This is a genomic window from Kitasatospora sp. NPDC057692, assembly GCF_042799475.1.
Taxonomy (GTDB): Bacteria; Actinomycetota; Actinomycetes; order Streptomycetales; family Streptomycetaceae; genus Kitasatospora.
The window spans coordinates 51,230-77,790 of record NZ_JBHVIV010000031.1 but is presented as its reverse complement, the minus strand read 5'-3'; the positions used below and the strand labels follow the sequence as shown (position 1 = coordinate 77,790).

At 75.5% G+C, this 26,561-nt stretch carries 23 protein-coding genes and 1 pseudogene; 12 read left to right on the top strand and 12 right to left on the bottom strand.

From position 1 onward, the window contains the following. The first annotated feature begins 24 nt into the window (after positions 1-24). The 4 genes and pseudogenes from ACFVFS_RS19380 to ACFVFS_RS19365 all read left to right on the top strand — a co-directional run. Positions 25-795, top strand: coding sequence for a hypothetical protein (locus tag ACFVFS_RS19380; protein WP_380625701.1), 771 nt, complete (start codon positions 25-27; stop codon positions 793-795). Further along, complete coding sequence (locus ACFVFS_RS19375; RefSeq protein WP_380625699.1) at positions 785-2,149, top strand: hypothetical protein; 1,365 nt, start codon at positions 785-787, stop codon at positions 2,147-2,149. Before ACFVFS_RS19380 ends, ACFVFS_RS19375 begins: the two co-directional genes overlap by 11 nt. Continuing rightward, a complete protein-coding gene (locus ACFVFS_RS19370) occupies positions 2,119-2,694 on the top strand; it encodes an AAA family ATPase (RefSeq protein ID WP_380625697.1) in 576 nt (191 codons plus the stop codon). The genes ACFVFS_RS19375 and ACFVFS_RS19370 overlap by 31 nt, the downstream gene beginning before the upstream one ends. A 48-nt stretch (positions 2,695-2,742) precedes the next feature. After that, positions 2,743-3,009, top strand: a pseudogene (locus tag ACFVFS_RS19365) (oxidoreductase C-terminal domain-containing protein); the annotation flags it as partial. A gap of 91 nt (positions 3,010-3,100) precedes the next feature. On the opposite strand, the gene ACFVFS_RS19360 reads toward ACFVFS_RS19365, so the two are convergent. Then, positions 3,101-4,726: an alpha/beta hydrolase gene (locus ACFVFS_RS19360; RefSeq protein ID WP_380625695.1), complete on the bottom strand. Its 1,626-nt coding sequence runs from the start codon at positions 4,724-4,726 to the stop codon at positions 3,101-3,103. 257 nt (positions 4,727-4,983) lie between these two features. Here ACFVFS_RS19360 and ACFVFS_RS19355 point away from each other — a divergent pair, with 257 nt between their 5' ends. Then, positions 4,984-5,658, top strand: a complete 675-nt coding sequence (locus ACFVFS_RS19355) for a response regulator (RefSeq protein ID WP_380625692.1) — start codon at positions 4,984-4,986, stop codon at positions 5,656-5,658. Between the two features lie 23 nt (positions 5,659-5,681). Here ACFVFS_RS19355 and ACFVFS_RS19350 read toward each other — a convergent pair whose 3' ends face one another. Next, the gene (locus ACFVFS_RS19350) at positions 5,682-6,884 is read right to left on the bottom strand and encodes an MFS transporter (RefSeq protein WP_380625690.1); all 1,203 of its coding nucleotides are present in this window, start codon (positions 6,882-6,884) and stop codon (positions 5,682-5,684) included. A gap of 586 nt (positions 6,885-7,470) precedes the next feature. Between ACFVFS_RS19350 and ACFVFS_RS19345 the strand changes: the two genes are divergently transcribed. Further along, positions 7,471-9,750 carry a molybdopterin cofactor-binding domain-containing protein gene (locus ACFVFS_RS19345; RefSeq protein WP_380625688.1) on the top strand — a complete coding sequence of 760 codons (2,280 nt, stop codon included), beginning with the start codon at positions 7,471-7,473 and terminating at the stop codon, positions 9,748-9,750. A gap of 47 nt (positions 9,751-9,797) precedes the next feature. Continuing rightward, on the top strand, positions 9,798-10,268 hold the full coding sequence (locus ACFVFS_RS19340; RefSeq protein ID WP_380625686.1) for a (2Fe-2S)-binding protein: 471 nt from the start codon (positions 9,798-9,800) through the stop codon (positions 10,266-10,268). Positions 10,269-10,338: 70 nt separating this feature from the next. On the opposite strand, the gene ACFVFS_RS19335 is transcribed toward ACFVFS_RS19340, so the two are convergent. Then, positions 10,339-10,650, bottom strand: a complete 312-nt coding sequence (locus tag ACFVFS_RS19335) for a hypothetical protein (protein ID WP_380625684.1) — start codon at positions 10,648-10,650, stop codon at positions 10,339-10,341. Between the two features lie 59 nt (positions 10,651-10,709). Then, positions 10,710-11,723 carry a zinc-binding dehydrogenase gene (locus ACFVFS_RS19330; RefSeq protein ID WP_380625683.1) on the bottom strand — a complete coding sequence of 338 codons (1,014 nt, stop codon included), beginning with the start codon at positions 11,721-11,723 and terminating at the stop codon, positions 10,710-10,712. Between the two features lie 97 nt (positions 11,724-11,820). On the opposite strand from ACFVFS_RS19330, the gene ACFVFS_RS19325 reads away from it, so the two are divergent. Continuing rightward, a complete protein-coding gene (locus tag ACFVFS_RS19325; RefSeq protein WP_380625681.1) occupies positions 11,821-12,489 on the top strand; it encodes a TetR/AcrR family transcriptional regulator in 669 nt (222 codons plus the stop codon). Positions 12,490-12,631: 142 nt separating this feature from the next. Continuing rightward, positions 12,632-13,855 carry an alpha/beta hydrolase gene (locus tag ACFVFS_RS19320; protein ID WP_380625679.1) on the top strand — a complete coding sequence of 408 codons (1,224 nt, stop codon included), beginning with the start codon at positions 12,632-12,634 and terminating at the stop codon, positions 13,853-13,855. Between the two features lie 25 nt (positions 13,856-13,880). Here ACFVFS_RS19320 and ACFVFS_RS19315 read toward each other — a convergent pair whose 3' ends face one another. The 6 genes from ACFVFS_RS19315 to ACFVFS_RS19290 all read right to left on the bottom strand — a co-directional run bounded on the left by ACFVFS_RS19315 (position 13,881) and on the right by ACFVFS_RS19290 (position 22,282). Next, the gene (locus tag ACFVFS_RS19315; protein WP_380625677.1) at positions 13,881-14,510 is read right to left on the bottom strand and encodes a TIGR03086 family metal-binding protein; all 630 of its coding nucleotides are present in this window, start codon (positions 14,508-14,510) and stop codon (positions 13,881-13,883) included. A gap of 171 nt (positions 14,511-14,681) precedes the next feature. Further along, on the bottom strand, positions 14,682-15,440 hold the full coding sequence (locus ACFVFS_RS19310) for an SDR family NAD(P)-dependent oxidoreductase (RefSeq protein WP_380625675.1): 759 nt from the start codon (positions 15,438-15,440) through the stop codon (positions 14,682-14,684). Positions 15,441-15,676: 236 nt separating this feature from the next. Beyond that, on the bottom strand, positions 15,677-16,483 hold the full coding sequence (locus ACFVFS_RS19305; protein ID WP_380625673.1) for a transglycosylase family protein: 807 nt from the start codon (positions 16,481-16,483) through the stop codon (positions 15,677-15,679). A 664-nt stretch (positions 16,484-17,147) separates the two neighbouring features. Continuing rightward, positions 17,148-17,816, bottom strand: coding sequence for a response regulator (locus tag ACFVFS_RS19300; protein ID WP_380625671.1), 669 nt, complete (start codon positions 17,814-17,816; stop codon positions 17,148-17,150). 85 nt (positions 17,817-17,901) lie between these two features. Then, on the bottom strand, positions 17,902-19,683 hold the full coding sequence (locus tag ACFVFS_RS19295; RefSeq protein WP_380625669.1) for a sensor histidine kinase: 1,782 nt from the start codon (positions 19,681-19,683) through the stop codon (positions 17,902-17,904). Positions 19,684-19,816: 133 nt separating this feature from the next. After that, positions 19,817-22,282: a SpoIIE family protein phosphatase gene (locus ACFVFS_RS19290; protein WP_380625667.1), complete on the bottom strand. Its 2,466-nt coding sequence runs from the start codon at positions 22,280-22,282 to the stop codon at positions 19,817-19,819. Positions 22,283-22,438: 156 nt separating this feature from the next. Here ACFVFS_RS19290 and ACFVFS_RS19285 point away from each other — a divergent pair, with 156 nt between their 5' ends. The 3 genes from ACFVFS_RS19285 to ACFVFS_RS19275 all read left to right on the top strand — a co-directional run bounded on the left by ACFVFS_RS19285 (position 22,439) and on the right by ACFVFS_RS19275 (position 24,906). After that, the gene (locus tag ACFVFS_RS19285; protein WP_380625665.1) at positions 22,439-22,777 is read left to right on the top strand and encodes a DUF4326 domain-containing protein; all 339 of its coding nucleotides are present in this window, start codon (positions 22,439-22,441) and stop codon (positions 22,775-22,777) included. A gap of 136 nt (positions 22,778-22,913) precedes the next feature. Further along, positions 22,914-24,209, top strand: a complete 1,296-nt coding sequence (locus ACFVFS_RS19280; protein ID WP_380625663.1) for a hypothetical protein — start codon at positions 22,914-22,916, stop codon at positions 24,207-24,209. 61 nt (positions 24,210-24,270) lie between these two features. After that, the gene (locus ACFVFS_RS19275; protein ID WP_380625661.1) at positions 24,271-24,906 is read left to right on the top strand and encodes a uridine kinase; all 636 of its coding nucleotides are present in this window, start codon (positions 24,271-24,273) and stop codon (positions 24,904-24,906) included. Between the two features lie 43 nt (positions 24,907-24,949). On the opposite strand, the gene ACFVFS_RS19270 is transcribed toward ACFVFS_RS19275, so the two are convergent. Together ACFVFS_RS19270 and ACFVFS_RS19265 are read right to left on the bottom strand one after the other, a co-directional pair. Continuing rightward, positions 24,950-25,789 (bottom strand): DNA-formamidopyrimidine glycosylase family protein, encoded by an 840-nt coding sequence (locus ACFVFS_RS19270; protein ID WP_380625659.1) that lies wholly within the window; start codon positions 25,787-25,789, stop codon positions 24,950-24,952. 48 nt (positions 25,790-25,837) lie between these two features. Then, positions 25,838-26,326 carry a universal stress protein gene (locus ACFVFS_RS19265; RefSeq protein ID WP_380625657.1) on the bottom strand — a complete coding sequence of 163 codons (489 nt, stop codon included), beginning with the start codon at positions 26,324-26,326 and terminating at the stop codon, positions 25,838-25,840. Positions 26,327-26,561: the final 235 nt, after the last annotated feature.

Sequence of the window (26,561 nt, the reverse complement as noted above, 5' to 3'; positions counted from 1 at the left end):
CCGACCTGACCCTTCGAGGACTCGATGAACTCTCCGACACCCACCGCCGACGCCCGTCGGCCGCTGCACGAGCTGGCGGCCGCGGGCCGCTTGCCCGACCACCAGGTGATGGACCGGCCGACGCTGGCGTGGATCGCCGGCCAGCGGCCGGGCGGTCCGGGTGCGCGGCCCAGACTGCCACACCCCGCGACGGTCGTGGTACCCGATCGGTCCTGGTTCGCCCGCACGGAAACCACCACCTCCATCCACGGCGTCCTGCACGGTGCCCGGGTCGCCGTCCTCGTCCAGTTGGTCGCCGTCGGCCACCGCCTCGCACCCGGCCGGGCGCTCGCGCTCGCCGCGGCAGCGGCCTGTCACGACTGCCGCCGCCTCAACGACCGGACCGACCCCGGCCACGGCCGGCGCGCCGCCGACTGGCTCACCCAGCACCCCGCCAACCTCCACACGGCGTTCGGCCACGCCCCCAGTCCGGAGGCGATCACCGCGGTCGCACTCCACGACGTCCCCCATCACGCTTTCACCCCCGAGCAGCAGGCCGCCTACCGGCGCCACCGGCTGGCCGTCGACCTGCTCAAGGCCGCCGATGCCCTCGACCGCTACCGCCTCCCCGCCACCCGCTGGTGGCCCGACCTCCACCAGTTGCGCCTCCAGGTCCCCGCCTGGGCACCCGTCCTCGCCCACGAGCTGGTGGTGCTCACCGAACAGGCCCGCCTCGACGGTGCCACCGATACCCACGCCGTCCACCTGGCGCTCCGCGGCCTGTCGACCGAAGAGGAGACGCCCTGTGCCATCTGACTGGGCCCTCGCCCACACTGGCCTCGACTCCCCGACCGGCACGCACCTGCCCGCCGGCCTCGCCGCCACCCCGGACCACTGGCGCCAATACCTCCAGCACACCCCCAACGGGCACCTGCTACGGCCCGACGGCAACGCCATGCTCACCGCCCTCGCCTCGGGCCGCCCCCTGCACCTGCTGCACCTGACCCGTTCCCTGGACGCCGTCCGCACCAGCGGCCACCTGCTCGCCTCCACCGGCTGCCTCGTCGGCGCGATCTACGGCTCCCCCCTCACCCCGCTGCCCGACGGCGCGCTGCGACCGCACAACCTCGGCGCCCACCTCCTCGGCACCCGCCCCGAGCTGCACAGCAGGCGCGGCAGCACCCCCCTGGTCATCGAGATCACCCCCGACCGTCCGGCCGAGACGGCGGGTCTGGACTACCTGCGCCTGGGCTCCGTTCACCTGCGCGCCTTCGACCGCCACTGCCATGCCCTGACGCCCGCCGAGGACGAGAAGGTGGCTCGGTCGGTGGCCGACCGGGTGCGTTCCGCCGCGCCGCTGCTCGACCTGATGCTCGGCCTCTCCGCCGGCCGCACGCGCCCGGAAGCCGGGCACTTCCTCCACCGGGTGGCCGCCGCGGTGCCGGTGATGCCCTACCTCGGCTACCTCTACTTCGAGACCGTCGCCGAGTACCTGATGCTCCACTCCACCAGCACCGCGACGAAGTCCTACGCCGAGCTGGGCGAGATGAACAACCACCTCTACAAGCAGCTCGCCCTCACCGCCGTCGACGGCATGGGCACCCTCTTCGACCTCGGCCGCTTCCACCCCGGCCACCGTCGACTGCTCGAGCTCGTCGACACCATCGAGCCCGGGCTGTCCGAGACGGCCGCCGGCTTCGTTCGCGACCGCCTTTCTCACCGCTTCACGGCCACCGCCCTCACACCAGCCGCCGACGCCTCCACGTTCACCTTCACCGCGGCGACCGCTGACGAGCTGCGGACGTCGGCCACCCCGCTGCTCGGCCAGCTCCTGTTCCGCGAGGTCCGCCTCCTGGACCGGTACCCGCAGCTCTACCACCTCTTCGAGCACGAGAAGGCCGCGGAAGCGTGGACGTACTGGAACCGCCAGAACGTCGCCGCGCCGTTCAACAGCACCTGCGGCCCGAAGGGAGAGCTCGGCGTGAACCCGGCCGCTCCGCTGACCCGGGTGACCGTCTGGACAGCCGAGCAGTGCTCCCTCGGCCTCCTTCACCCGACCGAACAGGTGGCGGCCGTGGCGGCCCCGCGGCTGGTGCCCTGGCTCGTCGCGCCCCTGCGCGACAGGACGGAGGAGGAGCGGTGGAACAACCGGTCATCCGCTCAGGCGTGAGCCGGCCAGCCCTGATCGTCCTGCGGGGCAACTCTGCGTCGGGGAAAACGAGTACAGCCTGGCGCCTGCGGTCCCTTGTCGGTGAAAGCTTGGCGATCATCTCGCAGGACACCGTGTGCATCAACATGCTTGGGGAGCCCGACGTCGAGAACGGCGCCAGCATCGAGATGATCTGCAGAATGGCCCGCATCGCCCTCCGCCGGGGCTTCCACGTCGTCCTGGAAGGCATCCTCGTGTCCGAGCGCTACGGCACGATGCTTCGCGGGCTGCACCGCGACCACGCTGGCCGGACCTGCTTCTTCTACTTTGATCTTCCCTGGCCGGAACTACTCGCCCGTCACGCCACCCGCAAGAAGTCGCAGGAGTTCGGGCTGGCCGAGATGCAAAGGTGGTTCATCCCTCACGATCACCTCCCCGGAGTCGGAGAGGTTCTCATCGGTCCGGGCAGCAGCCTGGACAGCTCCGCACAGATGATCTTGGAAGCGGCGGCGCTACCGCCTGCTCACCTGGCCTCGCTGCCGGCCTCGCGCCCGCCGGGGTGCTGACTTCGGGTGGCGCCGTGCGCGATACCGCCCGCGCCCTTCGGGCCCCTCGTTCCCCACTCCTGGACTGACCAGTTCGACCTCGGCATGGAGTACGTCGGCTGGGTCGAGCCCGGCGGCTACGACCGCGTGGTCTTCCGCGGCGACCCCGCCACCCGCGAGTTCATCGCCTTCTGGCTGGCCGAGGGCCGCGTCCTGGCCGGAATGAACGTCAACGTCTGGGACGTCACCGACCCCATCCGCGACCTGATCCGCTCCGCCCGCCCCGTGGACCCCAAGGCCCTCGCCGACCCCGCCGTCCCCCTCACCGACCTCTGACCCCGCCCCGCTGCGGAGAAGGCCGAACGGCCCGTTCCCGGAAGGCTGTTTCCGGGAGCGGGCCGTTCGGCGTTCGGGTGGTTCCGGGGTGTCAGGCGACCGGGGGGAAGGCCTCGACGTCGGGCTTCAGGAGCTGGCCGGGGGCCGGGGCCTTCTGGTTCACCAGGTAGTCGGTGACCAGCTTGCCCAGTTCCTTGCTGCGGCCGACGGCGCAGTGCTCGACCACGTCGACCGAGACCAGGACCGCGTTGCCCAGCTGGCGCTGCATGCGCTGCGAGAAGGTGTAGTTGGTGGCGGGGTCGTAGAGGTTGCCGATGACCATCACCGGGGTGGCGGTCTTCTTGCTCCACGGGCCGGTGAAGCGCTCGGCGTCGCGGGCCGGGGCCGGCCAGGTGGAGCAGGTCGGGCCGTCGAAGGCCTGGTAGCGGCCGAAGGTCGGCGACTCCTTCTCCCAGTTCTTCGCCAGGTTGACGAAGGACCACGGGTTGGACGGGTACGGCTTGTCCTGGCAGTTGACGCCGTAGTAGGAGTCGTCGGCCGAGTACGGGGTCTCCGGCAGCGCCTCGCGCAGCGCGTTCGGCACCTCGGTGGCGAGCACCTTGGCGTCCTCGACGGCGGCCGGGTCGACCGGGGCGGCGGCGGCCAGGCCCTGGGCGCCGGCGGCCGGGGCCTGGAGCACCTGGTGCAGCGCCTGGAGGGACTTGGCGAGCGGCGCCTGGCGGCTCTGCGCGTAGAGCGCGTTGGCGACCTGGCTGGTGAAGCTGGAGAGGGTGACCTGGGTGCCGTCCGGCAGGGTGGCCGGGGCGGTGCGCAGCTTGTCGCGGATGGCGTCGAACTTGACGCGGGTGTCGCCGTCGCCGAAGGCGCAGCGCGGGGCGCCGGCGGTCTGGCAGCGCTTGAGGTACTCGGTGAGGGCGACCTCGAAGCCGGTGGCGCGCTGGCGGTCGTACTCGACGCCGTTGTGCATCCGGAGGTTGGGGTCGACGTTGCCGTCGACGATCAGCGCGCGGACCTTGTTCGGGTACATGCCGGCGTAGGTGGCGCCGATCAGGGTGCCGTAGGAGAAGCCGGCGAAGGTCAGCTTGGCGTCCCCGACGGCGCGGCGCATGCGGTCGAGGTCGCGGACCACGTTGATGGTCGACATGTGCTCGATGAGCGGGCCGGCGTTGCGCGAGCAGGCGTCGGTGTAGTCCTCGGTGGCGTCCATGGTCTGGGCTATCTCGGCCTTGGTCACCGGGACGCCGGTCATCCGGTCGTTGACGCCGGCGGCCTCCTCGTCGGTGGTGAAGCACTTGAGCGGGTTGCTGCGGGCCACGCCGCGCGGGTCGAAGCCGACCAGGTCGAAGCGGTCCTGGACGTCCTTGCCGAAGCGGGTGGTGGTGGCCCAGAGGTAGCCGCTGCCGCCCGGACCGCCGGGGTTGAGGAACAGCGAGCCGATCCGCTTGGCCGGGTCGGCGGCGCGACGGCGCATCATCGCGATGCCGACGGTCTCGCCGTCGGGGTGGTCGTAGTCGAGCGGCACCTGGTAGACGGCGCAGTCGTAGATCTTCGGGTCCGGCTGGCTCGGATCCGGGTTGCACGGCTTCCAGTCGACCGGTGCCACCTTGGCCTCGGCGGCCGGGCCGGGGTCCGGTGCGGCGACGGCCGCGGCGGCCGAGCCGGCGACGAGGGCGAGGGCACTGGTGACCGCCAGTGCCGCGCTGGTGATACGGGACACGAAACCTCCTCCGGTTCTGCAAACCCGGACAGCCTGTCAGGCCTCGATCAACAGGGGAAGATGTGTGCGACAGGAGATTCTTGCGAGGGTGACCCGAACGGGCGTCAATCCCCTTTCACGGGCCCGGAATGACGGGAAACAGTGCGGCCGGTGGCCGAAGATCATCATTCACCGTATGGTCTGGCAGGCCGCTCGGCGGCGGTCGACGGGGGTCCACGGGGGGGGACGGCGGTCGACGGGGGCCGACGGGGGTTGGGATGACACGCGTACTCATCGTGGACGACCAGGTGTTGATCCGGGCGGGCCTGGCCGCCCTGGTCCGGGCGGCGCCGGGGCTGGACCTGGTCGGCGAGGCCGTCGACGGGGAGGAGGCCGTCGCGCTCGCCGCGCGCCTGCGGCCGGACGTCGTGGTGATGGACCTCCGGATGCCGGGCGTCGACGGGGTCGCCGCCACCCGGCGGATCCTGTCCGCCGCCGAGGAGCCCCGGCCCCGGGTCCTGGTGCTCACCGTGCTCGACCTCGACGAGTACGTCTACGGGGCGCTGCGCGCCGGGGCCAGCGGGTTCCTGTTGAAGGAGACGCCGCCCGAGCGGCTGCTGCGGGCCATCACGGCGGTCGGCGACGGCGAGATGCCGCTCGCGCCGAGCGTCACCTGCCGGCTGGTCGAGGCGTACGCGCACCGCGCCGGGACGGCGGCCGAGCCGCTGCCGGAGCTGTCACCGCTCACCGGGCGGGAGCGGGACGTGCTGGCGCTGGTCGGCCGGGGGCTGACCAACGCGGAGATCGCCGACCGGCTGGTGGTGAGCGTGGCCACGGTGAAGACCCATCTCAACCGGCTGATGGGCAAGTTGGACCTGTCCAGCCGGGCGCAGGCGGTGGTGCTGGCCTACGAGAGCGGACTGGTGACCCCGCGCCGCTCCGAGCCGGGCTGAGCCGGCGTCCGGGGGGCGGCCCGTCAGGTTCGTGGTCGACAGGCCTCGGTGAGCGCCCCGGTGGTGACCGGGGCGTGCCACGGGCGGTCGCGCTCGGCCCTGCGCACGGCCGGGCCCATCGCGCAGCCGGCGGCCAGGAAGAGCCCGCCGAGCAGCAGCCAGCCCGGCCCGCCGCCGTCCAGCAGCAGGGTAGTCAGCAGCAGCGGCCCCGCGGTGCGGGCCACCGCCACGCCGGTGCCGAAGAAGCCCTGGTACTGGCCGAGCCGGTCGGCCGGGGCGAGGTCGAAGGCGATCTGCCAGGATCCGGCGGACTGCTTCATCTCGCCGACCACCTGGAGCACCGCGCCGGCGACCAGCAGCGCGCCCGTCGCCCAGAGCGGAACGGACGCCGCCGAGAGCGCGAAGACCGCGCAGGAGGCGAGCAGCACCGCCCCGGCCTGCCGGACGGTCCGGGCGGCCGACCGCAGGCCGGTGACGGCGCGGGCGGTGCGGACCTGGAACAGCGTCACGCCGAGGGTGTTGAGGACGAACAGCGCGGAGCCGAGCCAGCCAAGCTGCGGGGCCCGCTCGGCTGTCCAGAGCGGGATCACCAGGCTGAGCAGCGGCATCCGCAGCAGCAGGACGGTGTTGACCAGGGCCACCACGGCGTAGCGACGGTCCGTCAGCACCTCGAACCCGCCCCTCGGCGGGGAGGCGGCCACCGCCGCGGGCGCCACCGCCGGCAGCCGGAGCAGCAGCAGCCCGGTCGCCAGGAAGCCGGTGGCGGTCAGCGCGAACGCGGCGAGGAAGGCCGTCCTCGTCCCGACCGTCAGCGCGACGCCGCCGAGCGCGGCGCCCACCGCCAGCCCGGCGTTGAGGGTGGCCTGCAGCCGGGCCAGCGCCGCCGTCCGCTCCCCCTCCGGGACGAGCCCGCCGACCAGGGCCTGCCGGGCCGCGCCCAGCCCGGACTGGGCGGTCGCGTAGAGGCAGGCGGCGGCCAGGAACGGCAGGAAGGAACGGACCACCAGGAAGGAGGCCACCACGACCGCCGTGCCGAGGGCGAGCGCCGCCGCGGTGCCGCGCGCTCCGCGCCGGTCGGCGAGGTGGCCGAGCGGGACCCCGGCGAGCGAGCCGATCGCCCAGGCCACCGCGAGGCCGAGGCCGAGCCGGGCGGGCGAGAGGCCGACGATCCGGGTGAAGTACAGCGCCGAGCTGGTGTAGTACGCGCCGTCGCCGATCGCGCTCACCAACTGGGCTGCGGCAAGGGTGCGTCGGGCCGATGAGGCGGGACGGGGGCGGAACGGCACGGGACTCCCTGGGGGCTGCGGGCTGGGGGCCGGTCGCGGGCCGGGCGGCGGAGTCGGCGACCGGCGCGCCCCGTGATCACCGACCCCCAGTGTGGATCATCGGCGGACCAGCGGACAGGGCCATTGACACTCGGTGATCTTGGGCCACTTCACCGGCTCGGGGCGCCCGGAACCCCCGCGACCGCCGGGCCGCGCCCCCGTCCGCCCCCCGTCCCGGGCGCACGCCCCCGGGCCCCCCGTCACCCGGACGGCGGTACCTCGCGCGGCGCCCGGCGCCTCCCGCGCTCTCCGTGCCCGTCCCGTCCGACAACCGCTCAGCTGTCCGATCCCGCCCCGGAAAGCCGTGTTGACCGGCCAGTAGGGCACTCCTATGCTCATCCGCGTTCTCGTTCGCGATCGTGGACACGGCCGAAGACGTGATCACCCCGCGCGAGCGCCGTCCGGCACCGGGACGGGACCGTAGCGACTCCCGCCCGGCGGGAATCGTCACCCGGCGAGAAGGGCTCTCCCCATCAGCACCTCCACCATGCCCTCGGGCGGCCCCGGCGGCCCCGCCGCCGAGCAGCGGCCCGCCGCCACGGCCCGCCGCCGCTTCCTGACCTACCTGATCGCCGCGCCGACCCTCACCGTCGCCGCCCGCGCGGGCCTGGACGCCGCCGCACCCACCGCCGCCCGCGCCGCCGAGGCCACCGGGGCCGCGACCTCCGGGACCACGGCCTCCGCAGGTCAGGCCGCCGCCCCCACCCCGCTGCTCGGCCTACCCGGCATCCCCGACATCGTCGACCTCGGCCAGGCGCTCCGGATCGCCGGCCTGCCCACCGCGCACCTGCTCGTCCTGGAGATCACCGCCGCCGGCCGCGCCGTCCTCCACCTGCCCCGCGTGGAGGTCGGGCAGGGCCTCACCACCACGGTCGCCATGATGGTCGCCGAGGAACTGGACGCCCGGCTGGCCGACGTCGACGTCCCGCTCTCCGACAGCCGCCCCGACCTGCTGTTCAACCAGCTCACCGGCGCCTCCAACTCGGTCCGCACGCTCTACGACCCGGTGCGCGCCGTGGCCGCCGCCGCCCGCGCCCGGCTGGTCACCGCGGCCGCCCGGCACTGGTCGCTGCCGGCCGGCACCCTGCGCACCGCCGACTCCGCCGTGCTCGCCCCCGACGGCCGCCGGGTCGGCTACGGCGAACTCGCCGCCGCGGCCGCCGGCATCGCGGTGCCCGCCGTGCCCACCACCCCCAAGCCGGCCGAGCAGCGCCGCGTGGTCGGACGCCCGACCGGCCGGATCGACGCCCGCGACATCGTCACCGGCCGCGCCAAGTACGCCGGCGACCTCGCCGTGCCCGGAGCGGTGCCGACCGTCGTCGCCCGCCCCACCACCATCAACGGCACCCTGGCCACCCTGGACGCCTCCGCCGCCCGGGCGATGCCCGGCGTGCTCGCCGTGGTGACGATCCCGAGCGGCGTCGCCGTCCTCGCGGAAACGTTCGACCAGGCACTCAGGGCCCGCGACGCGCTGCGCACCAGCTGGCACCCCGGCCCGGTCGCCGCGCTCTCCGACAGCGACATCCGGCAGCGGCTGCGCGCCGCGCACGCGCCGTTCCTGGTCCCCCCGCTGCTCACCCAGTACGTGGACGGCGAGTTCGACTTCGCCTTCGTCAACCACGCGCCGATGGAGGTCCTGACCGCGATCGCCGACGTCCGCCCGAACCGCGCCGAGCTGTGGTTCGCCGCACAGACCCCGATCGTCGCGCAGCAGACCATCGCCGCCGAACTCGGCCTGCCGCAGGACGCGGTGACGGTCCACGTGGTGCGCGGCGGCGGATCGTTCGGCCGGCGGCTGTTCTACGACGCCGCGCTGGAGGCCGCCCGGATCTCCCGCGCGGCCGGCCGGCCGGTCAAGCTGATGTGGACCCGCAACGACGACATGCGGCACGGCCGGATGCGCCCCGCCACCCACCACCGGATCCGCGCCACCTACGGGCTCGGCCAGGTGATCGGCTACGAGCACCGCGCCGCCACCGTGACCACCGACTTCGGCCACGGCCTCGGCGAGGCGCTCACCGCCGCCGGCTTCCAGCTCCAGGCCGCCGGGCTCTCGGTCGCCCAGGCGTTCTTCCTGCTCAGCCAGAGCAACCCGTACGACGTCGGCGTCCCGACCCAGGTGCTCTCCGAGGTGCCGCTGAGGATCCCGACCGGCAGCTGGCGCTCCGTCTACTCCGGCACCGTCCGGGTGGCCGACGAGATCATGATGGACGAGCTGGCCCGGCGCTTCGGCCAGGACCCGGTGGCCTTCCGCCGCGCCCGGCTGCGCGACACGGCCGGCCGGGCCGTCCTCGACACCGTCGCCCGGGCCGGCCGCTGGGGGCGCGCCATGCCGCCCGGCCGGGCCCAGGGCATCGGCTACCACGCGGAGAACGGCGGCCGCACCGCCTACCTGGTCGAACTCGACGCCTCCGAGCCCGCCCAGCCCCGGGTGACCAAGGCCGTGATCGCCGCCGACCTCGGCACGGTGATCAACCCGACCGGTCTGGAGGCCCAGCTGACCGGCGCGCTGATCGACGGCATCTCGGTGATCCTCCAGGCCGGCAACCACATCGACCACGGCGCGGTGCGTGAGGGCAGCTACGGCGACTTCCACTACGCGCGGCAGAAGCACAGCCCGCCGGAGGTCGAGATCCACCTGCTGCCGCCGAGCGGACCACCGGGCGGCGCGGGCGAACTGGGCGTCCCGGCGGCCTCCGCCGCGGTGGCCAACGCCTACGCCCGGGCGACCGGCACCGGCCCGCGCTCCTTCCCGATCAACTTCTGATCCCGCACCACACCCCGCCCGTCGACCCCGAGGAAACGTGCCTCCCCATGCCCAGCCACACCTTCGTCCTCAACGGCCGGCCGGTCACCGTCGAGGCACCGGACGACATGCCGCTGCTCTGGGTGCTGCGCGACAAGCTCGGCGTCACCGGCCCCAAGTACGGCTGCGGGGTCGGCGTCTGCCGCGCCTGCACCAGCCACCTGGACGGCGAGGAGATGCAGCCCTGCATCGTCCCGGTCAAGGACTGCGCGGACCGCCGGGTCACCACGATCGAGGGCCTCGCCGACGGCGACACCCTGCACCCGGTCCAGGAGGCCTGGCTGGAGTGCGACGTCGCCCAGTGCGGCTTCTGCCAGCCCGGCCAGATCATGACGGCGGTCGCCCTGCTGCGCCGCACCCCAGCGCCCACCGACGCCGACATCGACCGGATCCAGAACGTCTGCCGCTGCGGCAGCTACCCCCGGATCCGCGAGGCGATCAAGCGCGCCGCCGCCCGCTCGGCCGCCGCGGGCGGCTGAGCGGGCAGACGGACGGGCGCCTGAGCGGACGGGCGGGCGGACGCCTGAGCGGACGGCCGAGACGGGCCGGTCAGGACTGGTCCCAGGCGTCGACGGTCAGCACCGCCTCCGGCGGACACCCGGCCACCCGCTCGAAGTGCACCTCGTGCGGCTGGTGGCCGGCGCCGAACACCGAGCCGTCGGCCAGCAGCGGCAGCACCTCCGCCGCCCGGACGGTGTACCGCAGCGGGTAGCCGTCGAACCGCAGCTGTTCGGCCCGGCCGGCCGCGGCCAGGGCGGCGATCCAGTCGAGACCGCCGAGACCCGTCTCCCACTTGGCGAGGACCTCGCCCTCGCCGTCCCCCTCGGCCGGAGCCGTGACCACGAACCACCATCCGAGCATGCGACGCCCTCCCCGTCCCGTACGCGGCACTGCACCGCGAGGCTACGGCACCCGGCCGCTCAGGGGGTGAGCACCAGCCGGATCGGGTTGCCCTTCTTCTGCTCCAGAGCCTCGACCGCCTCGGCGGCCCGGGCCAGCGGGAAGGTGCCGCTCACCGAGCGGGAGAAGTCCAGCCGGCCGCCGCGCACCAGGTCGACCAGGTCGACGACGTCCTTGCCCTCCGAGCCGTAGTGGCCGCGGATCTGCTGGCGCAGGTAGCTGACCAGGGTGCCGTTGGTGATGGTCAGCGGCTGGTTGGTGAGGCCGACCAGCACCAGGCGGCCGTGCTCGCCGAGGGTGGCCATCGCCTGCTCGCGGACCGGGGCCACCCCGGCGAAGTCGAACGCGGCGGCCAGCGGACGGCCCCGGGTGGCGGCGCGCAGCCGGTCGGCGAACTCCGGGTCGCCCGGGTCCAGCGCCGCGTCGGCGCCGAAGGCCAGTGCCCGCTCGCGAGCGGCGGGCAGCGGATCGACCGCCACGATCGGGTGGGCGCCGACGGCGCGCAGCAGCTGGACGCCGTGGGCGCCGAGGCCTCCCACGCCCCAGACGCCGACGGCCTCGGCCGGGCGGACGGCGCCGGTGCCGGTGATCGCGGCCCACGGTGTGGAGACCGCGTCGGGGATGAAGCAGGCCTGCTCGAAGGGCAGCTCGTCGGGGAGCGGCACCAGGGTCTCCACGGTGGCCAGCGCGTACTCGGCCCAGCCGCCGTCGTAGTCGACGCCCCGGGTGAGGACGACGCCGTCGCGGCTCTCGCCGGCCTGGAGCAGCACGCGGTCGCCGACCGCGGCGGTGGTGACGCCCTCGCCCAGGGTGTGCACGGTGCCCGCGACCTCGTGGCCGAGGGTGACCTTGTCGCCCTTCAGGTGCAGCGGCTTGAGCATGCCCTCGATCAGGTGGACGTCCGAGAGGCAGACGCCGGCGGCGCCGACCTCGATGAGGACCTGTCCCGGCCCCGGCGTGGGCACGGGCACCTCCTCGACGGCGAAGGCGCCCTTCGCGACGTCGAGCCGGCCGGCGAGCATCGTGGCGGTCATCCGGGTTCCCTTCCACAGCGGTGGCGCGGTCGGCGGCGGCCGCCCCATCCGAACTTACTTGTTGTTCAACAAGCAAGTTCCACCCTAGCATGGTGGTATGCCCACGCACGCGTCCCCGACGGACCCCTCCCCCGCACCGGCCGACCAGCCCGAGCCGGCGCGCCGCACCCAGGCCGAACGGCGCGCGCGGGCCGAGCACGCGCTGCTCGCCGCCGCCGCGCGCCTGGTCGCCGAGCACGGCAGCGCCGGCGTGACCCTCGCCCGGGTCGGCGAGGAGGCCGGTTTCAGCCGCGGCCTGGCCTCGCACTACTTCGGCTCCAAGGGCGCCCTGCTGGCCCGGCTCCAGGAGGAGGCGCTGGCCGAGGCGATGGCCGCCGCCGCGCCGGAGCGCAGCGGCGCGCGCGCCGTCGAGGAACTGTGCGCCTTCGCCCGGGCCGCCTGCCTCGACGGGGTGCGGCACCCGACCGACCTCGGCCGGGCCTTCGTCGTGCTGGGCGCCGAGGCGCTCGCCGGCTCCTCCGAGCTCACCGACGCCGTCGCCCGCCTGGACGCCCGGATGCGCGACTGGGTGGCCGACGTGATCCGCCAGGGCGCGGCCGACGGCGAGGTGCGCCCGGAGGTCGACCCGGAGGCGGCCGCGACGGCGGTGGTCGCCCTGCTCAAGGGCCTGATCGTCCAGGCCGCCACCGCGCCCGGAGCGCTCGCCCTCGACCGCGCCACCGCCGAGGCCCAGCGCTGGATCCGCCTCGCCCTCACCGCCGGCTGACCCGGCCGCCCGACCCCGCGCCCCCGCCCGGCCCCGCGCCCCGCTCAGCGCCCCGCGCGACCCGAACCGCCACCCCCCTATCGCCCGCGCGCCTCCGCCGCCTAGGGTGAGGAGGCGTCAAGGCTGTTGGTCCGGAGGGTGGATGACCATGATCGGGCGCCGTTCACTGCTGACGTTCGCGGGATTGGGCGGCGCGGCGCTCACCCTGCCGGGCGCGACGGCGCACGCCGCGCCCGCCCCGGCGCCGTCCGCCCCCGTACGACCCGCTCCCGCGCAGCCCGCCGCCGCACGACCCGCCGCGCCGATCGACCTCCCGGCGCCGACCGCGCGGCGGACCGTCGGCACGGTGTCGCTGCACCTCGTCGACGAGGACCGGCCGGACCCGTTCGCCCCCGTGCCCGCGCCCCGCGAGCTGATGGTGCAGCTCTGGTACCCGGCCCTCGGCGCCGCCGGGCGCCCGCGCGCCCCGTACACCACGGCGCGCGTGGCGGCCGAGCTGGACCGCAGCGCCTTCCTGGACCCGGGCACCTTCGCCCGGCTGCGCCCGACGGCGCGGCTCGGCGCGCCGGCCGCCCCCGGGGCGCTGCCGCTGCTGCTGCTCGGCCACGGCCGCAAGGGCGGGCGCAGCAACTGCACCGCGCTGGCCGAGGAGTTGGCGGCGCACGGCTACCTCGTCGCGGCGCTCGACCACCCCTACGACGCCGCCGCCGTGGAGTTTCCGGACGGCCGGCTGGTGCGCAGCGTCCTGGAGGACGATCCGGCCGACTGGCCGGCCACCGAGCGCAAGGAGATCAGCACCCGGGCGGCCGATCTGCGCTTCGTCGCCACCGAGTTGACCACCGGCCGGACGCCCCGCCGGCACGCCGGACTGCCCTGCGCCGACCCGGAGCGGATCGGCGTGCTCGGCCATTCGATGGGCGGCTCGGCCGCCGCCGAGGCGGTCCGGCAGGACCGGCGGTTCGCGGCGGGGCTCAACCTGGACGGCGGCTTCTTCGGCTCGCCGGTGCCGGACGAGGGGCTGGACCGGCCGTTCCTGCTGCTCACCACGATGGAGGACCACGAGACCTGGCAGCGCTGGCGCGAGCACCAGCGCGGCTGGGGGCGCCAGTTGCTGCAGCACGACTCCGGCCACCTGAGCCCCACCGACCTGCCGTTCGTCGCCGGCCCCGGCCGCCTCGCCGAGAACACCTCCCCGGACACCGCCGCCCGGCTGCTCGGCACCATCGCCCCGGCGCGGGCCGCCGAGCTGACCCGCGCCTACGCCCGCGCGTACTTCGACCGCTTTCTGCGCGGCCGCCCCTCGCCGCTGCTGGACGCGCCGGCGCCGCGCTACCCGGAGATCTCCTTCGTCTGGAGCCGCGGCTGAGCCGGGCGCCCGGCACGGCCCGGTGCTACTCGACGGCTCCGGGGTCGCGGCCGAAGAAGGCGGCGAGCCGGTCGTACACCGGCGCGTCCCCGGCGATCGCGACCTCCGGGCCGAAGGCGTGCTGCTCCTCCTCGCTCCCCCGGTACTCCGGCCGCAGCGCGCCGCGCCCCCAGGCGAGCGAGGCCTCGGCCACCTCGTGGTCCAGCCCGGCGGTGGACTGACCGGTGGCGCGGGCGAGGTCCCAGGCGTGCACGGCGAACTCGGCGGTCTGCTGGTCCACCGGGAAGCGGGCGGGCAGCGCGCCCGCGCCGGGGATCTCGATGACGCCGTCGAGGTCCCCGGCCTTCCGCCAGGCGGCCACCAGCCGTTCGGCCCCGGCCTCGAAGCGGTGCAGCCAGTCGTCCTCGACCGACTCGAAGGGCTCCGACCAGTCGGGCGTACCGCCCTCCGCCCGGATGGTGAACTGCCGCAGGTCGTGCAGCAGATGGCTGATCAGCTGTCCGACGTCCCAGGAGCGGCAGGCGGTCGGGTGGCCGGACTGCTCGGCACCGACGCCGTCGACCAGACCGGCGGTCTGCGCGAGGGCGCGGGCGAGCAGCTCGATCGGGTCCTCCGCTCCGCCGACGTCCACTCCGCTGTCTTCCACTCCGGGCATGACGCACCTCTCCGTCGTCGGGGCCGCACCGGCCCCTCACTCGGGACCACGTGCACCGGCGCGCGCCGCGGACGCGCGCCGGTGCACGTGGTCGGACCGGCCGATCGTAAACGGGGGCACTGACAGCCGGCCCGGAGCAACACCCCGGGCCGGCCGCCGGCGCAGCGCGGGTCAGACGGCGAAGCCGCCGTCCACGGCGATCTCGGCGCCGGTGATGTAGCGGCCCTCGGCGCCCGCGAGGTGCGCGACGGTCGCGGCGACGTCGGCCGGCCGGCCGAAGCCGCCGAGCGCGGTGAAGCCGGACTGGAACCCGGCCGACGGGCCGTCCGCCGGGTTCATGTCGGTGTCGATCGGGCCGGGGTGGACCAGGTTGACGGTGATCCCGCGCGGACCCAACTCGCGGGCCAGCGCCTTGGTGAGCCCGATCACGGCGGCCTTGCTGGTGGCGTAGAGGCTGCCACCGGGGAAGGCGGCCCGCTTGGCCATGCAGCTGCCGATGGTCACGATCCGGCCGCCCTCGGCCAGGTGGGCGACGGCGGCCTGGGCGTACAGGTACGGCGCCCGGACGTTGACCTCCAGCACCCGGTCGACATCGGCCAGGCCGGTCTCCTCGATCGGGGCCACGAAGCCCGCCCCGGCGTTGTTGACCAGGATGTCGAGCCGCCCGAACCGCTCGGCGACCGCCGCGACGGCGGCGCGCACCTCCTCCGGGTCCGCGCTGTCGGCCCGGATCGCCCAGCCGCGCCGGCCCATCGCGGTGATCTTGGCCGCGACCGCCTCGGCCCGTTCGGCGCTGCCCAGGTAGGTCACCGCCACATCGGCGCCCTCCTCGGCGAGCCGCAGTGCCACGGCCTCCCCGATGCCCCGGCTGCCGCCGGTCACCAGGGCCGCCTTGCCGTCGAGCTTCGCGAGCGTGGTGGTCGTCGTCATATCGTCAGAACTCCTCAGGTCGTTCGCGGACATGACTCGATCCTCGGCCCGCGCGACCCGGGGGTCCGGCGGTATTCGGACGTCGCGTTCAACGTTCAACTACCGCCGGTGGAAGCACCTCGCAGCGCCCGCGGCACGCCGTACGGCCACCCCCGGGGAAGGGGGTGGCCGTACGGGCCCCGGGCAGGGGGTGCCGGGGCGGTGGTGCGTCAGGGGGACGGGGTCACCGGGCGGTGTCAGACCGACAGGGTCTGGCCCGGGAAGATCAGGTTGGGGTTGGTGCCGATCGCCTTGAGGTTCCTGGCGTGCAGTCCGGCCGTGTCGAGGCCGAACTTGGCCGCGATGCCGCTCAGCGTGTCACCGCTCTTGACGGTGTAGCTGCCGCCCGCGGCGTTCCGGTCGGGAGCGGCGGGCGCGGCGGGCCTCCCGGCGGGCGCGGCCGCCTTCGGAGCGGGGGCGGCAGGCTTCGCCGCACCCTGCGACGGGGCCTGGGACGGGGCCGCCGGGGCCTTGCGGGGGGTCGACTTCTGACCCTGGGCCGGGGCCTGCTTCGCCGGAGCCTGCTTGGCCGGCGGCTGCGCCTTGGGCGCCGGAGCGGGCGCGTCGCCGGTGTCGGCCGGCGCGGCGCCCTTGCGGAGGCCCGCCTTCGCGGAGCAGACCGGCCAGGCGCCGGGGCCCTGCTTCGCGAGGACCTTCTCGGCGACCGAGATCTGCTGCTCCCGGCTCGCCTGGTGGGCCTGGGGAGCGTACGCGGTGCCGCCGTACGACCGCCAGGTGGAGGGGGTGAACTGGAGTCCGCCGTAGAAGCCGTTGCCGGTGCTGATGCCCCAGTTGCCGCCGCTCTCGCACTTGGCGACGGCGTCCCAGGACGAGGCGGGGGCGGCGGCGGCCGAGGTGGCCGTGACGAGGCCGGCCACCGGAAGCGCCGCCACGGCGGCGCCCGCCACGACAGCCATCCGGACCCGGTTGCGCCTGGCGGTGCTGTTGGTGCCGGTGGAGCTGTCGACGGTGGTGGAAGCGGCGGTCTCGTGACGGGGATCCATGGAATTCCTCTCGACAAGCCCCGGGCAGGCGTGCGGAACCAGGCCCCTGCCGGGGCCGGCTGTCGCTCCCTCACTCGACGGGCGGCCGGGCACGTGTCCGACGTGCCGTACCGCCCCAGCCACCCTCCGCTCGCCGACGGCCTGTCCGAGCCGGTCGCGTCGACGGGCACGGCCCTCGCGCCGGTGGTCAGTCGGCGGGCCGTGCATCGGGGGTGAACCCGGGTGGTGCTCGCTGCACCGCCAAAGAAGCTACGGGCGGCCGGGCTGCCGCATCAAGCAATTCTTGGACGCCGCAGGTCAGTTGACCGTTACCGGCGGTATTGATCATGTAGTCGACCGGGAAACGACCGGCTTTGACCGCATTTCCCGGCCCAAACGGTCGTTTGCCGTGCCGTCACTCACACTCGACCGGCCGTTATGCCACTCGTTTCATCGACAAATCGCTACGTTCACCTGACACCCCGTCACCGAGTGAACCGGAGTTCCCGATTCCCTCCGCCGCCGATGTGGCCTTCGCCACTCCCGCTACCGAGCGTGACCGCGAAATCGCCCAGCGCATGGCACACGACCCGTCCGCGTACGGAGTGAACGGGCCGTCAGCGGGCCCTCCACGGACCGCCGACGGGCCTCCGGCAGACCGTCGGCGGTCCCCCGGTCCCGCCCCTCAGCCGACGCCGTCCAGCCCCGCGTCCCGGGCCAGCAGCGCCGCCTGCACCCGGTTGTCGCAGCCCAGCTTGGCCAGGATCCGGCTGACGTACGTCTTCACGGTCGCCTCGCTCATGTGGATCCGGGCCCCGGCGTCCGCGTTGGACAGGCCCTCGCCGAGCAGCGCCAGCACCTCCAGCTCCCGCCCGGTGAGCACCTCCAACCGCCGCCGGGCCTGCGCCCCGCGCGCCGCAGCCGGCCCGGCCTGCCCGCCCGCCATCGAGTCGACGATGTGCCGGGTCGCCGCGGGCGACAGGAAGGCCTGCCCGGTGGCGGCCGCCCGGACGGCCTGGATCAGCTCGCCCGGCGCGGTGTCCTTCAGCAGGAACCCCGCACCGCCGTCGCTCACGGCGCGCAACACGTTCTCGCGCTCACCGAAGGTGGTGAGGATCAGCGCCCGCGCGCCGGGGGCGGCCTTCGGCAGCTCGGCGAGCGCCGTCAGGCCGTCCATCACCGGCATCTGGATGTCCAGCAGGACGACGTCCGCCCGGTGCGCGCGGGCCAGTTCCAGCGCCTGCCGGCCGTCGCCGGCCTCCGCCACCACGTCGATGTCCTCGGCGGAGGACAGGATCATCCTGATCCCGGCCCGGATGAGCGGCTCGTCGTCGGCGACGAGGACTCGTATCACTGGCGGTCATCCCCTTGTCCTGGTCCTGGCGGCGCGCCGCCGGAGCGGACGGCGGCGCCGGGGACCATCCTCACACCCCTCCCGGTCACTGATTGACCCGGTAGCGCTGCTTGTCGACCAGCACGCCGTCCTTGAAGCAGAACCGGACGGCGTTCTGGTCGTCCCAACCGCCCGAGGAGTCGTCGGACAGGAAGTAGCGGCAGACCGACCCGACCGGCGGCGTGGGCCCGGTGCCCCGCAGGTTCTGGGTGAAGAAGTCGCTGCCGGACGGCAGCCTCCGCTTCACCTCCTCCTCCGGGTCGCCGACCCGCACCGCCTCGAACACCGGCCGCCCGACCGTGGAGTTCTCGGCGGACCGGATGAACCCGACCAGGCCCCAGACCAGCAGCCCGAGGACCGTCAGCGCCACCACCGCGCCCCCGACCGCGCAGCCGAGCGCCGGGCTCCGCCGCTTCGCCGGCGCGGCCGCGACCGGCGGCAGGCCTTCGAGCGCCCAGGCCGGCACTGCCTCCGCGCCCGACGCGCCGAGCGCACCCGGCCCACCTGGCACAGCCCGCGCCCCCGGCGCGCCGTCCGCGCCGGCGCCGGCAGCCGCGCTCCCGGCGCCGGCGTTCGGCTCCGCGCCCGCGTAGGGCAGCACGGCCGCCAGGCGGAACCCCGCCTCGACCGTCGGCCCGGCGTGCACCATCCCGCCGACCAGTCGCGCCCGCTCGCGCAGACCGGTGAGCCCCTGGCCGCCGCTGACCGCCGGAGCGCCGTCGGAGCGCACCCCCACCGGCTCGGGCGCCGCCGGATTCACCACCTCCACCACCAGCGCGTCCGGCTCGTACCGGAGTGCGACCGTGATCGGTGCGCCCGGGGCGTGCTTGTGCGCATTGGTGAGCGCCTCCTGCACGACCCGGTACGCCGCGTGACCGGCGGACGCGGTCAGCGCACGGCGCTCGCCGTCCCGGACCAGGGCGACCTCGGTGCCCGCCGCCCGGGAGGAGGCGACCAGCCCGTCGATCCCGTCCACCCCGCCCGTCCCGGCGCCCCCGGCCCCGGCCCCGGCGGCCGGGGACTCGACGACCGCCGCCGCGGCACCCGGCGCGGACGGCACCGCCGTCGACTCGTCGTGCAGCACCCCGACCACCTCGCGCAGCTCGCGCATCGCCGTGACCGCCGCCAGCCGCAGCACCCCGACCGCCTCCCGCTGCCGGTCGGTGAGGGTGCGGTCGACCTCCAGCGCCCCGGTGTGCACCGAGATCAGGGCCAGCTGGTGACCCAGGCTGTCGTGCATGTCCTGGGCGATCCGGTGCCGCTCGCGCAGCCGCGCCTGGTGCGCCACCATCGCGCGCTCGCGCAGCAGCTGCTCGTTGCGCTCGTGCAGCGCGTCCATCAGCTCCCGGCGCTGCGCCCGGTAGCGGCCCCAGAGCGCGGGCAGCACCGCGAACAGCAGGTAGCCGCCCAGCGAGAACCCGACGATGAGCTTGACCGGCAGCTCCCCCGCGTCCTTGGCCACACCCAGGACCGTCGTCAGCACCCAGCCGACGGCGAAGGACCCGACCAGTACGGCGACCCGGCGCACCCGGGCACCGGCCGACCAGCCGGCGCAGACCATCAGCAGCAGCGGTCCGCCGCCGAGCCCGCTGGCCGCCGCGGTGAGCACCAGCACGGTCGCGGGCAGGCCGCGGCGCAGGAGGAAGAGGACGGCGACCGCCGGCCCCATCAGCAGCGCCAGCCCGGAGCGGCTGGCCACCTCGATCAGCACGGCGAGCCCGCCGAGCAGCAGCGCGCCCACCACCTCCCGCGCCACGGTCCCGAACCCCCAGGGCCCGGGCAGTGCCGTCCGTACCGCCTTCGACCAGGCCCTCGCTATCGCGTCCACCCGTCGAGGCTAACCAGGCGGCCGCGCCGACCGCGGCCACCGTTCGTCGCTGCGCGGGCCGACGAAAGTCGCTCCGCACGGCGACCGGGGCCGTACCGCGGCGGCGCGCCGCCTCAGCGGTACGCCGCCGGCCTCAGCGGTACGCGGTCAGCATCAACGCGATGTCGTCCACCCGGTGGGTGGAGCCGAGCTCGTCCAGCACCCGATCGGCCAGCCCCTCCGGCCCCTCCGTCGCCGTCCACCCGGCGTCCGGGCCCGTCAGGGCGGCGCAGAGCCGCTCCACGCCCTCGTCGATCGCCGCCGCCGGGTCCTCGACCAGGCCGTCGGTGTACAGCGCCAGCACCGAGCCGGGCTCCAGCACCAGCGGGCTGACGGGGTAGGCGGCCGCCCGGTCCACGCCGAGCAGCGGGCCGCCCGGCACCTCCAGCGCCTCCGCCCGCCCGTCCGGGTACCGCAGCACCGGCGGCACGTGGCCCGCCCTGGCGACCAGCGCGGTGCCCTCCCCGGGGGTGAGCCGCACCAGGCAGCAGCTGGCGAGCAGCCCCGGATCGAGGTCGAGCAGCAGCTGGTTGGTGCGGGCCAGCACCTCGTCCGGCGAGTGGCCGCCGGTGGCGAAGGCGCGCACCGCGCTGCGCAGCTGGCCCATGGTGGCGGCCGCGCCCACGCTGTGGCCCTCGACGTCGCCGATGACCAGGCAGAGGTCCCGGCCGGTGACGACGGCGTCGTACCAGTCGCCGCCGATCTCCATGCCCTGGGTGCCGGGCAGGTAGCGGGCCGCGATCCGGACCTCCTCCAGGTGCGGCAGCCGGTGCGGCAGCAGGGCCTGCTGCAGGCCCCTGGCCAGGGTGAACTCGGCGTCGTACAGCCGGGCGCGCTCCAGCGCCTGGGCGATGAAGCCGGCCAGCGCGGTGAGCAGGCCGCGCTCCTCCAGGGTGAAGACGCGGGGCCGGTCGAAGCCGAGGATGCAGCTGCCGACCGGGTGGCCGGAGGCGATCAGCGGCAGGAACGCCCACGCCCCCATGTCGTCCAGGGTGAGGTCGGGGTAGGCGGCGGCCAGCTCGTCGACCGACTCGAAGAAGATCGGGGTGCCGCTGCTGAGCGTCTCCGCGCCGGGGACCCGGGTGTCGACCGGGATGCCCTCGAAGCGGTCGAGGAAGCCGTCGGGGTAGCCGCTCTGCGCGACCAGGTGCAGCCGCTTGTCCCGGACGGCGTAGATGGCGAGTTCCTGTCCGCCGAGCGCCGGGAGGATCTCGTCGGCCACCGCCCGGCACACCTCGCGGGCGGTGACCGCCTCGCTCAGCGCGCTGGCCAGCTGGAGCAGGTGGTACATGGCGCCGAGGCCGGCCCAGGCGCCGGGCGGGGCGGGTTCGGCGGGCGGCGCGGCGGCGTCCGGCGGCGGTTCGGCGGCGACCACGCGGCCGGTGACGCCGTGCGCGTCGGGGTAGAGCGAGAAGGCCAGCCAGCTGTCCGGCGGGCGCAGGGCGAGGAACGCGGTCGGCTGCTGGGAGAGCAGCGCGGCCCGGTAGCGGTTCTCGTACACCGGGTCGGAGAGCCAGGACAGCACCTGCCAGGGGTGGTGGCCGACCAGGTCCTCGCGGCGGGCCTGGAGCAGCAGCTCGACGCTGTGGTTGGCGTAGGTGATCCGGCCGTCCGGGTCCAGCGAGAAGACGCCGTCGCGCAGGCGCTCCACGGCGGCCGCCGCGGCGGTGCCGGTCCGGGTGTCGAGCACGGCGCCGACCAGCCGGCCCCACTGCTCCTGGCCGTCGTGCGGCACCCGGGCCCAGAGTTCGACGGGATAGGGGTGGCCGTCGCGGTCCAGCACCCGCAGCCGGGCGGCGAGCACCCGGTCCCCGTCGAGGGCGCCGCGCACGGCGGCCCGGAACTCGGGCAGGTCGCCGGGGGCGATCCGGGCGGACAGGGTGTCGGCGCGGCCGTCGAAGTCGCCGGGGGCGAGGCCGAAGATCTCGCAGAACTGGTCGTCGGCGGCGACCGAGCCGGCCAGCACGTCCCAGTCGAACAGGCCCACCCGGGTGGTGGGCGCGGACGGCGGGGTGAGTTCCACGACCGTGGTCTCGCCGTTCGGCTCCACCGGGTGGCCGTCCGCCTCCAGTCCGGCGAGGCCGGCGGCCAGCCGGTCGGCGACCGCGCGCAGGTGGCGGCGCGCTCCCTCGGGCACGCCGTCGCCGGTGGCCGGCCACAGCACGCCCAGCACCCCGTAGGTCTCCGCGCCCGCCCGGACCGGGACCCAGGCGGAGGCGAAGTCGTACGGCAGGCCGAGGGCCAGCTGGGGGAAGCGGCGCATGGTGTCCTCGGTGTCGGCGAGCAGCACCGTGCGGCCGGTGCGGTAGCCGACCGCGACCGGCAGCGGCCCGGCGGCGGCGATCCGCCGGAACGGGCCGAGGACGGACAGCGGCACACCGGCGACGGCGCACAGCACCAGCGAGCGGCGGTCCCGGGAGCGCAGGTGGAGGGTCGCGCCGTGCGCGTCCGTCCCGCCCAGCACCGTGCGCACGGCCGAGGTCAGCAGGGCGTCCCGGTCGCGGGCCGCCTGCTCCTCCGGGGGCAGCGCGACGCGGAGGCGGTGCGGTTCGGGTCGCACCGCCCGGGCACCGCCGCCGCTCGGTCGCGGACCGGGCGGGTCCGCCGGCACACCCTCGCGCATCCTCTCTTGCTACGCCGGGCCCCGGGGGCTGTCAAGGCGGGCCCCACCCGTCCCGGGGTGCCCGGCCGCCCCGGCTGCGCCACCATCGACCCCATGACGCCCCGCACCCCCGGCCCCGGTCCGACCACCGTGGTCAACCTCAAGGGCCACCGCGACGACCCCGCGTTCGCCGACGTGGTCTACGTCGGCCGGGCGATGCACCGGGGCGGCTGGCACCTCGCCGAGTCCCCGCTGCACTGCCCCTACCGCCCCGGCCCGGACCTCTCCCGCGAGGAGATGCTGGTCAGGTACCGCGCCCACCTGCTCGCCCGCCCCGGGCTCCTCTCCCTCGTCCCGGACCTGCGCGGCCGCCGCCTCGGCTGCTGGTGCGCGCCCCTGCCCTGCCACGCCGACGTCCTCGCGGACCTCGCCGACCACGGCCTCCCCTCCTGACCCGCGCCCCGGACCGGCGGACGGCCGTGCGGGCGGGCGGGGCCGTCCGGAGGGGTCGGCGGTGGGGGCGGTGTGGGTATTCTCCCTGGACAGCGCAGCACGAAACGGCTGCCCCGGGGGAGACGAGTACCGACGTATGGGGTCCACACCGTCCGATCGTTCGGCGGACGAGGCGTCCTGGCAGTGGGACGGGGAGGACGAGGGCCGCGCCGCCGGTGCGCCCGGCGACGTGGTGAGCGGGGGCTCGGACGGTGACGGGCCCCGGCTGAGCCGGCGCCGGCTGCTGACCGGAGCGGGGGTGCTCGCCGCGGGCGCCGCCCTCTGGGGGGTGTCCCGGGCGGTGGACGGGTCGGAGCCCGCGCCGCCGAAGCCGCGGCCGGTGCCCACCCGGGTGTCCGGCCCGGAGCCGACCTGGGTCCACCGGGGCACCGAGCCGATGACGCCGGGCCGGCTGAACGGCCGGCTGTTCGCGCCCTCCTACGTCACCCGCGGCAGCATCCGCCTGCTCGACCCGGAGAACGGCGCCGTGACCGGCACCGTCGAGGCCGCCACACCGAAGGGCTTTCCGGACGACACCCCGCTGATCGTCGGGGCGGGCCGGCTGTTCACCGCCTCGACCGGCCACGTCGACGCCAAGACGCTGGTGGGCCCGGCCGCGAGCTGGAGCGTGCCGCTGCCCTCGGAGCTGGGCGACTGGATCACCCTGCTCGGCTGCGACGGAAACCAGGTGTACGGCCGCGTCGGACACCGGTCCGACCCGCGCGGCAGCCTGTTCGCGATGGACGTCATCGGCAAGGACCCGACCTGGGCGCGCCCGCCGGCCGAGCGCGGCGAGGGCTCGATCGCCGTGCTCGACACCGGCATCGGCCGGCTGCTCACCTGGGACTCCGACCCGACCGCCGGCCTCGCGCTGCTGGACGGCGCCACCGGCCGCCGGCTCTGGTCCACGGCGAACACCGGTACCTCCTGGGCCACCGCCGACACCCGGCACGTCTACCTCCCGGCCGGTTCGGGCGGCGTCCGGGCGCTGCGGCTGGACGACGGCACGCCCCGCTGGTCGGTACTCCCCCTGCCCGGCGAGGAGTGGCGCGCCCTGCCGCCGGTGAGCGACGACTTCCAGGTCTACGTGCTGCGTGACGACGGGCTGGTCACCGCGCACGCGGCGGACGGCGGCGAGCAGCTCTGGCGGCTCCAGCTGCCGTTCCGGCTCGACCGGCGCTGCCGCCCGCTGCTGACCAGCACGACCCTGGCGGTCCCGGGCCCGGCCGACGGGGGCGTCCAGTTCGTCGCGACGGACTCCGGCCGGGTGTTCACCACCTTCGCGGACTCCGGTCCCGGGATCGACGTCTGGTCGGTGTCCAGCGACGGCAGCCGGCTGTTCGCGGGCCACGACAGCACGCTCTACTGCCTGGGCGCCCTGCCCGTGCCCTGAACGTCCGCGGCGTTCGACGACGAGCGACGCCCCACCCGTTCCTCCGACGCAGGATGATGCCGTGCCGATTCGCCCGATCTCGCCCGACCGGCTGGTCGAGCTGCTCACCGACCGGATCGCCGCGCTGCCCGGAGCCGGCGAGCGCCGGCTGCGGGTGGCCGTGGACGGTGCCGCGGCCGCCGCCCCGGGGGCGCTCGCGGACGCCCTGGTCGAACCGCTGCGGCTGCGCGGCCTGCCGACGCTGCGGGTCCCGGCGGCCGGGTTCCTGCGCCCGGCCTCGATCCGGATGGAGTACGGCCGGCACGACCCGGACGCCTTCCACGACCTCTGGCTCGACGACGGCGCGCTGGCGCGCGAGGTGCTGGACCCGCTGGAGCCGGGCGGCACCGGCCGGGTGCTGCCCTCGCTGCGGGATCCGGTGACGGACCGCGCCACCCGCGCGCCCTACACCGCGCTGGCGCCCGGCGGGGTGCTGCTGCTGGACGGCGCGCTGCTGCTGGGCCGGTGGCTGCCGCTGGAGCTGACGGTGCACCTGGCGCTCTCCCCCGCGGCGCTGGCCCGGCGGACGCCGCCGGAGGAGCGGTGGACGCTGCCCGCGTTCGCCCGCTACGAGGCCGAGACCGTCCCCGCCGAGGCGGCCGACCTCACCGTCCGCTTCGACGACCCGCGCCACCCGGCCCTGGTCGAACCCGGCTGACCTCCCCAGGAGCGCCCCGCGGCCCCGGCTGCCCGAACGGTCCTCAGCGCCGACGCCGTCCGGGCGGCCCCGAGCGCCCGGAGCGGACCGCGGGGGCCGGTCCGCGCTGGCAGGACGGGCACCAGTAGGCGGGCCGCTGCTGCGGGGGCGTGCCGTGCTCGGCCGTCAGCACCGTGGTGCCGCAGCGCGCGCAGGGCCGTCCGACCCGGTCGTAGACCCAGTGCTGGTGGCCGCGCCGGGTGTCGCCGGTGGTGATGTGGCCGGAGCGCAGCCGGTTGGCGTCGAGGAGCTGGTGCGCGCGGGCCACCAGGCGGTCGGCGCTCGGGAGTTCGCCGACCGGCGTCCACGGGGTGACGCCGGCCAGGTAGCAGAGCTCGTTGGCGTACACGTTGCCGATGCCGGCCAGGTTGCGCTGGTCGAGGAGGGCTTCGGCGACCGGCCGGCCGGGGTGGGCGAGCAGCCGGCGGACGGCCTCGGCCTGGTCCCAGTCGGGCCCGAGCAGGTCCGGTCCGAGGTGGCCGACGGCGCGCTGCTCGTCGCCGGTGCGCAGCAGTTCGACGACCGGCAGCCGGTAGCCGACGGCGGTGCCCTGCTCGGTGCCGAGGACGGCGCGGATCTGGTGCAGCGGCGCGCCGGTCCAGCGCTCGCCGGGGCGGAAGAGCACCCAGCGGCCGTCCATCCGCAGATGGGTGTGCAGGGTGAGGCCGCCTTCGAGGCGGGTGAGCAGGTGCTTGCCGCGCGGGACCACCTCCAGCACCCGGCGGCCGGCGAGGTCGGCGGTGGCGTGGGCGGGCACCCGCAGCTCGCCGGTGGTCAGCACCTGCCCGGCGAGGGCGGCGTGCAGGCGGGCCGCCGCGCGGAAGACGGAGTCACCTTCTGGCATGCCTCCATCCTGCCTCCGCGCGGCGGCCCGCCGCAGCCGGTCGGCCGGTTACTCCACGTCGCCGCCGCTCGCGGCGCCGGCGGCCTCGTCGCCGGCCAGGCCGTGGCGGATCACGACCACCGGGCAGGGGGCGTGCTCGGTGAGGTGGCGGCTGACCGAGCCGAGCAGGGCGCCGGTGAATCCGCCGAGGCCGCGGCTGCCGACCACGACCAGCGCGGCGCCGCGGGCCGCGTCCAGCAGCGCCTGGGCGGCGTTGCCGGGGACCACCGACTCGGTGATCCGTACGTCGGGCTCGGCGCCGACGGTCTTGGCGACGGTGTCGGAGAGGGTCTTGCCGGCGAGTTCCTCGGGGTTGAACTCGGGGGCGGGCACGCTCGCCCCGGCCCATCCGTAGAACGCCGGGTACTCCCAGGCGGCGACGGCGTGGACGGTGCCACCGGTCAGCCGGGCGTAGTCGACCGCCCAGCGCAGCGCCCGTTCCGAGGCGGGCGAACCGTCGACACCGACCACGATCCTGGGGTTCGCGCTGTTGGCCATGTCGCTCCTCCTTGCTCGACGTGCTCCCTTGCCCTCCAAACATAGATCAACAGGTACATGTGTTCGCCAATTGCCACGCCAATCGGTTCGCACACCTCTGAAACCGGCACTGGCGGGGGGGGGGGGGGGGCCCCCCCCCCCCCCCCCCGGGGGGGGGGGGGGGCCCCGGGGCCGGCGGCCCCCGGGGGGGGGCCCGCGGTGGGGCACCCGGGGGCCCGAACCCCGGGGGAAATGC